At 61.1% G+C, this 6,869-nt stretch carries 8 protein-coding genes and 1 riboswitch; of the genes, 3 read left to right on the forward strand and 5 right to left on the reverse strand.

Going from position 1 to position 6,869, the window contains the following annotated elements; genetic code table 11:
- Window positions 1–32: 32 nt before the first annotated feature.
- Window positions 33–1,133, forward strand: coding sequence for a porin (locus AC1DUU_RS19330; RefSeq protein WP_476785021.1), 1,101 nt, complete (start codon window positions 33–35; stop codon window positions 1,131–1,133).
- 221 nt (window positions 1,134–1,354) lie between these two features.
- Here AC1DUU_RS19330 and AC1DUU_RS19335 read toward each other — a convergent pair whose 3' ends face one another.
- From AC1DUU_RS19335 to AC1DUU_RS19345, 3 genes are all read right to left on the reverse strand, one after another.
- A complete protein-coding gene (locus tag AC1DUU_RS19335; RefSeq protein ID WP_476785022.1) occupies window positions 1,355–1,549 on the reverse strand; it encodes a hypothetical protein in 195 nt (64 codons plus the stop codon).
- A 194-nt stretch (window positions 1,550–1,743) separates the two neighbouring features.
- Window positions 1,744–2,523 carry an ABC transporter substrate-binding protein gene (locus AC1DUU_RS19340; protein ID WP_476785023.1) on the reverse strand — a complete coding sequence of 260 codons (780 nt, stop codon included), beginning with the start codon at window positions 2,521–2,523 and terminating at the stop codon, window positions 1,744–1,746.
- A gap of 103 nt (window positions 2,524–2,626) precedes the next feature.
- Complete coding sequence (locus AC1DUU_RS19345; RefSeq protein ID WP_476785024.1) at window positions 2,627–3,715, reverse strand: 2'-deoxycytidine 5'-triphosphate deaminase; 1,089 nt, start codon at window positions 3,713–3,715, stop codon at window positions 2,627–2,629.
- Between the two features lie 141 nt (window positions 3,716–3,856).
- A riboswitch (SAM riboswitch) is annotated at window positions 3,857–3,934 on the forward strand.
- Window positions 3,935–3,977: 43 nt separating this feature from the next.
- Between AC1DUU_RS19345 and AC1DUU_RS19350 the strand changes: the two genes are divergently transcribed.
- Window positions 3,978–5,171 carry an O-succinylhomoserine sulfhydrylase gene (locus AC1DUU_RS19350; protein WP_476785025.1) on the forward strand — a complete coding sequence of 398 codons (1,194 nt, stop codon included), beginning with the start codon at window positions 3,978–3,980 and terminating at the stop codon, window positions 5,169–5,171.
- A 45-nt stretch (window positions 5,172–5,216) separates the two neighbouring features.
- On the opposite strand, the gene AC1DUU_RS19355 is transcribed toward AC1DUU_RS19350, so the two are convergent.
- On the reverse strand, window positions 5,217–6,155 hold the full coding sequence (locus AC1DUU_RS19355; protein ID WP_476785026.1) for a DUF6454 family protein: 939 nt from the start codon (window positions 6,153–6,155) through the stop codon (window positions 5,217–5,219).
- 189 nt (window positions 6,156–6,344) lie between these two features.
- Between AC1DUU_RS19355 and apaG the strand changes: the two genes are divergently transcribed.
- The gene (gene apaG, locus AC1DUU_RS19360) at window positions 6,345–6,737 is read left to right on the forward strand and encodes a Co2+/Mg2+ efflux protein ApaG (RefSeq protein WP_476785027.1); all 393 of its coding nucleotides are present in this window, start codon (window positions 6,345–6,347) and stop codon (window positions 6,735–6,737) included.
- Between the two features lie 6 nt (window positions 6,738–6,743).
- On the opposite strand, the gene AC1DUU_RS19365 is transcribed toward apaG, so the two are convergent.
- Window positions 6,744–6,869: Hsp33 family molecular chaperone HslO (locus AC1DUU_RS19365; protein WP_476785028.1), on the reverse strand; the 126-nt coding region annotated here is incomplete at its 5' end.

Here is a 6,869-nt window from a genome sequence, read left to right on the forward strand (position 1 = left end):
TCCAATGGCTGTGCATCAACTGAGGAATTGAAATGAACATTAAGAGCCTTCTTCTCGGCTCCGCTGCGGCCCTGGTCGCTGTCTCTGGTGCTCGTGCGGCGGACGCTGTCGTCGTCGCTGAGCCGGAACCCATGGAATACGTCCGCATCTGCGACGTTTACGGCGCGGGCTTCTATTACATCCCCGGCACCGAGACCTGCCTCAAGGTCGGCGGCCTCGTTCGTTACGAGATCGGCTTCACCGATCTTGACGACGGCTTCCGCAAGGATGCCAAGGCCCGCCTGCAGTTCGACGCGCGTTCGGAAACCGAATACGGCACGTTCCGCCGTTACATTGAGTTCGAGGCGAGCATCGGCGGCAAAGACCGCGGCTGGTCCGAGACTGCTACCGGCAACCACTGGGGTGGCCTCCAGGAAGAAAGCGGCACGGCTCTCCGTCACGCTTACTTCGAGCTCGGCGGCGTGCTCGTCGGTCACACCGACACCCTGTTCGACGGCGAACTCGACGGTGAGTTCGATTCGGGCGGCGGTGAGCGCGTCAACCAGATCCGCTACACCTTCGACGCCGGCAACGGCATCGCTGTGTCGCTCGGCCTGGAAGAAGAGTCGGACAACTTCGACTACGTCCCGCTGGTCGTCGGTAAGGTTGCTGTCACGCAGGGCTGGGGTTCGGTCTCCCTGTTCGCCGGCTATGACAACGCCTACGAAGAGTTCGCTCTCAAGGCGATCGCCAACATCAAGGCAACCGACGCTCTCACGCTGCAGCTTCTCGCAGCTTACGAGTCGGGCCCGACCTACTTCAGCATCAATCCGGGTGATGCGATTGAAGGCGTCAACGGCGTCTACAACGGCTATGCATGGTCGGTCGGCGGCTACCTGAAGTACCAGGTCAACCAGAAGCTGGCAGTCGGCTTCGGCGGTCAGTACTTCGGTGATGCGCACGACAATAACCTGAGCGCGATCTCGGTCGGCGGTGCCAACGATTGGGCTATCGGTACGGTTGTCGATTACAACATCGTCGAGAACCTCGATGCCAAGCTCGCTCTCAACTACAATGATGGCGACACCTTCGATCGCTTCAACAACGGCGACGGCGTGATCAACGGCTTCCTGCGCCTCGACGCTGCGTTCTAATTACAGCAATGCTTGATAGAGAGGCCCGCGGTCACCAGACCGCGGGCTTTTTTTTGCGTTTACGCGGCACCACTGCGGGCTGGCAACAGGCAGATCGCAAGCTCAGCGCGCAGCTTCGCTAGTCGACCTGCAACGGCCAGGCGGGGGTTTGCGCAGTCGTAGCGGTTGCTGCTCAGTCGGTTGCTGGCTCGCCCACTACCCGCTCAAGCCTTCCGCACCTACTACCTGCGCAGTTCCCGGTCGTGGGGATCGCTGAAATCGCGAAGATGCCTCTGCCCGGTGGCATAGCCGRACCTTAGCCCTGTGTCGTTGTAGTAGTCAGGCTGAAAGGAGCTGACGTAGTCGTAATTGTCCGACATGCAAGCGGACAACGGCATCATCAGCCCGAACACCAGCGGGATGAAAACATAACGCATGGCCCTTACCTCCGATCAGGCAAATGATGCACCCGATCGGTCCAGTCAGCCAGTGGGTCCCAGTCACATTTCCAGTATTGGACGGCGAAACAAGTATTGAGGCCAGCCAAGCTCATCGCCGGCCCTACCCGCACAACGATTTGAAACTAACAGGCCAGACGTCATCGACGCCCGGCCTGTTCGCTTTCAGTCAATCAGTCCTTCGCGCCGTAGATGTCGAAGTCGAAATATTTGGCATTGATCTTGGCGTAGGTGCCGTCCTTGACGATGGCGTCGATCGCAGCGTTCAACTTTTCACGCAGCGCGTCGTTGTCCTTGTGCAGCGCGATACCGGCCTCGGATTCCGTGCCCTTGAGATCGCCGATCATCTTGCAGCAATCCTGGCCGGTCGTCTTGATCCAGTCGACCAGCACGAACTTGTCCGAGACCACAGCGTCGAGACGGCCATTGGTCAGGTCGGCGATCGCCTCATCCTGGGTCGGGTAGAGCTTCACTTCGGCGCCAGCCTTGGCGTAGTGGTCCTCGGCATAGATGCTCTGGGTCGTCGACGCCTGTGCGCCTACTGTCTTGCCCTTGAGCGCATCGGGCTCCGCCGAGGCCAGGGTGGAATCCTTCAGGGCCACCAGTGCCAGCGGCGTGGTGTAGTACTTGTTGGTGAACGAGACCTGTTTCTTGCGTTCTTCGGTGATGGTCATCGAGGCGACGATGGCATCGAACTTTCCGCCCTGAAGGGCTGGAATGATGCCGTCCCAGTCCTGGGGCGCCAGTTCGCATTCCACCTTCATCTCCGCACACAGCGCGTTGGCGATGTCGACGTCGAAGCCGACAAGCTTGCCGTCGGCGGTCAGGTTGTTGAAGGGCGGATAGGCGCCTTCGGTACCGATCTTGAGCTTTTCTTGTGCCGAAGCGCCGCCAAGGGTCAACAAGAGCGCTGCGAGCGAAGCTGCGCCAGCGAACTTCCGGGAAATCTGCATGATCCTCTCCATTTTTCGGGCGCTCTTTCCGAGCGTCCCTTCCTCCAGCCAATCACAGCGGCCGGCTATGGACAAGCAGACTAAAGATTAGAACAGACTGACCTTAGGTCATGCGGAAATGTTTGGAGAGCTTCAAACCCTGGGCCTGATAATTGGAGCCGAGGTCGGTGCCGTAGAGTGCGCGCGGGCGCGAAAGCATATGCTCATAGACCAGACGCCCAACGACCTGGCCATGTTCCAGGATGAACGGCACCTCGTGGCTGCGCACTTCGAGCACGGCCCGGCTGCCGGTGCCACCGGCACTGGAATGGCCGAATCCAGGATCGAAAAAACCGGCATAATGGACGCGAAACTCGCCCACGAGCGGGTCGAAAGGCGTCATCTCGGCGGCATACAGCGGGGGCACATGCACCGCCTCGCGCGAGACGAGAATGTAGAATTCGTCGGGGTCGAGCACCAGTTCCTCGGCACCGTGATTGTAGATCGGCTCCCAGAAATCGACGACGTTCTGGGCGGCGCGCTTGTCGACATCGACAAGCCCGGTGTGGTGCTTGCCGCGATAACCGACGATGCTGCCCGGCGCGCCAGCCAGATCGATGGACAGAGCAATACCGCCGCCCGAGATGTTGGGCGGATCCATCGCGACCAGCCGGTCGGAGACATGCAGCGTGTGAAGCTCCGCCTCCGACAGCAGCGCATTGCCCTTGCGAAAGCGGATCTGCGACAGGCGCGAACCCTTGCGGGCGACGATCGGAAACGTGCGCGGGCTGACTTCGAGATAAAGCGGCCCGGTATAGCCTGCCGGGATCTTGTCGAACTCCTGGCCACGGTCTGTCATCACGCGGGTGAAGATGTCGAGGCGGCCCGTCGAGCTCTTTGGGTTTGCGGAGGCCGAGATGTCGGCCGGCAGGGCAAGGCCTTCGAGCAGCGGCACGATGTAGACGCAGCCTGTCTCCAGCACGGCGCCATTGGTCAGGTCGATCTCGTGCAGCTTGAGCCGGTCGAGCTTGTCCGACACCAGAGAATTAGGCCCCGGCAGGAAGCTGGCGCGGGTTCGGAATGCCGTTGCGCCCAGCCTCAGGTCGAGGCTCGCCGGCTGGATCTGGTCGGCATCGAGCGATGGCGCCAGAAGCGCGCCCGAGGCGAACAATGCCGCGATGTCCTGATCCGGAAGAATGCCCGATTGCCGCAATTGCCTCACTCCTTTACAGCGCCCGGCCCGAACGGACAGCCCTGGATCGCTGGACCCGGACCTATATCCGGGGTCATATGCGTGGCCCAAAACGTTTAGTCGACCCCGCGATTGACGCAAGCAGGCTGCGGGTCTAAAGGACATTTATCCCGTGGTGATTTGGCCGGTCGGCTTGCAGCCACGTTAAACAAGTCGCTAAAGGGCCGCGTTGTGGACCGGTTGCGACTTTTCGCGACCGGTTTTTTTGTATTTGGATTTGGCTATGACCTCCGAAAAGCAGCGCAACTGGAAACCCCAGACCACCCTCGTCCATGGCGGCACGCTCCGCTCCGAATTCGGCGAAACCTCCGAGGCGATCTACCTCACCCAGGGCTACGTCTACGAGAGCGCGGAAAGTGCTGAAGCCCGCTTCAAGGGCGAGAGCCCAGGTTTCATCTATTCGCGCTACGCCAATCCCACCGTCGACATGTTCGAAAAGCGCATGTGCGCGCTCGAAGGTGCTGAAGACGCACGCGCCACAGCCTCCGGCATGGCTGCGGTCACGGCCGCGATCCTGTGTGGCCTCAAGGCCGGCGACCATATCGTTGCAGCGCGCGCGCTTTTCGGCTCGTGCCGCTGGGTTGTCGAGACGCTGGCGCCAAAGTACGGCATCGAGGCGACGCTGGTCGACGGCACGCTGATCGAGAACTGGGAAAAGGCCGTCCAGCCCAACACCAAGCTGTTTTTCCTGGAAAGCCCGACCAACCCGACGCTCGAAGTGGTCGACATCGCCGCTGTCGCCGCCCTTGCCAATTCGATCGGCGCGCGCCTGGTCGTCGACAACGTCTTTGCCACGCCGATGCAGCAGAAGCCGCTCGAACTCGGCGCCCATGTCGTGGTTTACTCCGCGACCAAGCATATTGACGGCCAGGGCCGCTGCCTCGGCGGCGTCATCTTGTCGGACAAGAAGTGGATCGACGAGAACCTGCACGACTATTTCCGCCACACCGGCCCAAGCCTGTCGCCGTTCAACGCCTGGACGTTGCTCAAGGGCCTGGAAACGCTACCGATACGCGTGCGCCAGCAGACCGAAACCGCAGGCAAGATCGCCGATTTCCTGGCCGGCAGGCCGGAAGTGTCGCGGCTGATCTATCCCGGCCGGGCCGACCATCCGCAGGCCGACATCGTCAAGAAGCAGATGAAGGGCGGTTCGACGCTGCTGTGCTTCGATCTCAAGGGCGGCAAGAAAGCGGCCTTCGCCTTCGAAAACGCGCTTGATGTCATCCTGATTTCCAACAATCTCGGCGACTCCAAGAGCCTGATCACCCATCCGGCAACGACGACGCACAAGAGCCTCACCGACGAGGCCCGGGCCGAACTCGGCATCGACGACGGCACGCTGCGCCTGTCAGTCGGCCTCGAAGATGCCGACGACCTGCTCAACGACATCGGCGATGCGCTGAAGGCAACGCCCTAAAGGAGTGGCGCTCCGGCTGGCCGGAGCGCCATCTTCATATGCCGATCAGTTCTTCGGCAGCTTCGTTTCGTAGACGTAGAGCTTCGTCTCGTTATCTTCTGGAGCCGCCGTCAGGCGCAGGCCCGTCTCGGTCTTTTCGATGAGAACGGGATTGCCGGTGATGGACTTGCCCTTTTCCGTCCAGATCTGGACCGGCACCTGAAACAGCGGACGGCCTTGCTTGAGATCCACGATCTCGATGCCACCAAGACGGAAGACCTGCCCGTCAGGGCCAGGACGATACTCTGTGAGGCCGGCGCAGACCGCCTGACCGGGCTTGAGCAACGCGCAATCCTGGTAGTCGATATAGTGCGCCGGATTGAGCGTGCGGGTCTTTTCCGGATCGAGTGCCGACTTCGGCACGGTCAGGTCCTCATTGACGTTCCAGGTGTAGAAGCGGCGTGAGCCCCAGCTCACGGCATGCAGCGTGCGCTGGTCCGGGTCATAGACAACGCCGCCGATATGATCGGGGAAACGGAAGACCTCGGTCGCCTCCAGCGTTTCGGGATCGACGCGGTAGATGATCGACTTGCTGTTTGGCCGGTACTCGGCAACCGGCACCCACAGCCAGCGGCCGTCATAATCGATACCGCCCGGGTGGTAGATGGCTCCATCGCCAAGCTTCACCTGGCCGACAAGCTTGCCATTGGCGTCGAGCTTGAACAGATGCCCGGCCCCCTTGCCCTCGTCACGGTCAAGCCCATTTTGGGGAGCCTCGAATTTCTTGGTCCGCTCGATGATCTCGACGGAGGACATGAACAGCGCATCGCCGACACGCGCGAAGCCCTGGGGGTGGAAGGTGTCGAATTCCAGCATCGGGGATTTGACGAGCTGCCACTCCGTGCCTCTGGTCAGCTTTTCGATACCGCTTGCGAGGTCGTCAGCATATGCAGCCGTGCCACAAAGGCAGGCCGAGGCGAAAAGGAGGGCGAGGAGGCGTTTCATTGCAGTGATTCCTTGTCGTTGGACGACGCGGAAACTGGCCTTGGCGCATGACAGCGGGGTGACGCGGATGCGTCGGTGAGGTGAAATCCACTGCGCATTCATCACATTCGGCGTGAAAACGAAAAACGAAGTTGACCCGCCGCCTCCTGCGGCGGACTCTGTCATTGTGCAGGCCAAGGAGCGCAGCATATGTATCGCGCGGTCACACGCAACATCGCAGTCGAGGTCGAGCCGTTCTACATGGAGGATCGGTCCGAGCCTGCAGAAAATCGTTATGTCTGGGGCTATCGCGTCACGATCGAGAACAACTCGGATGAGTTCGTTCAGCTCTTGTCGCGTTACTGGCACATCACCGACGCTTCAGGGCGGGTCGAGGAGGTTCGTGGACCGGGCGTGGTCGGCGACCAGCCCGAGCTCAATCCCGGCGACAGCTACCAATATGCGTCGGGCTGCCCGCTTTCGACACAGTCAGGCATCATGGTCGGGCGCTACACCATGCGCAACGAGGCGGGCGAGATGTTCGACATCGCCATACCCGCCTTCTCGCTCGACCTGCCCAACGCGCGCCACAGGCTGAATTAGACGGGTTTACTGGACCGGCGCGAACTCGGCCGGGTCGAATTCGTAGGACTTCGAACAGAACTCGCAAGCAACCCGAATGACGCCGTCCTCGACGCTCTCGGTGATCTCTTCGGCCGTGAAACCCTGCAGGAT

Source organism: Aminobacter sp. P4_H6_2 (assembly GCF_056400805.1).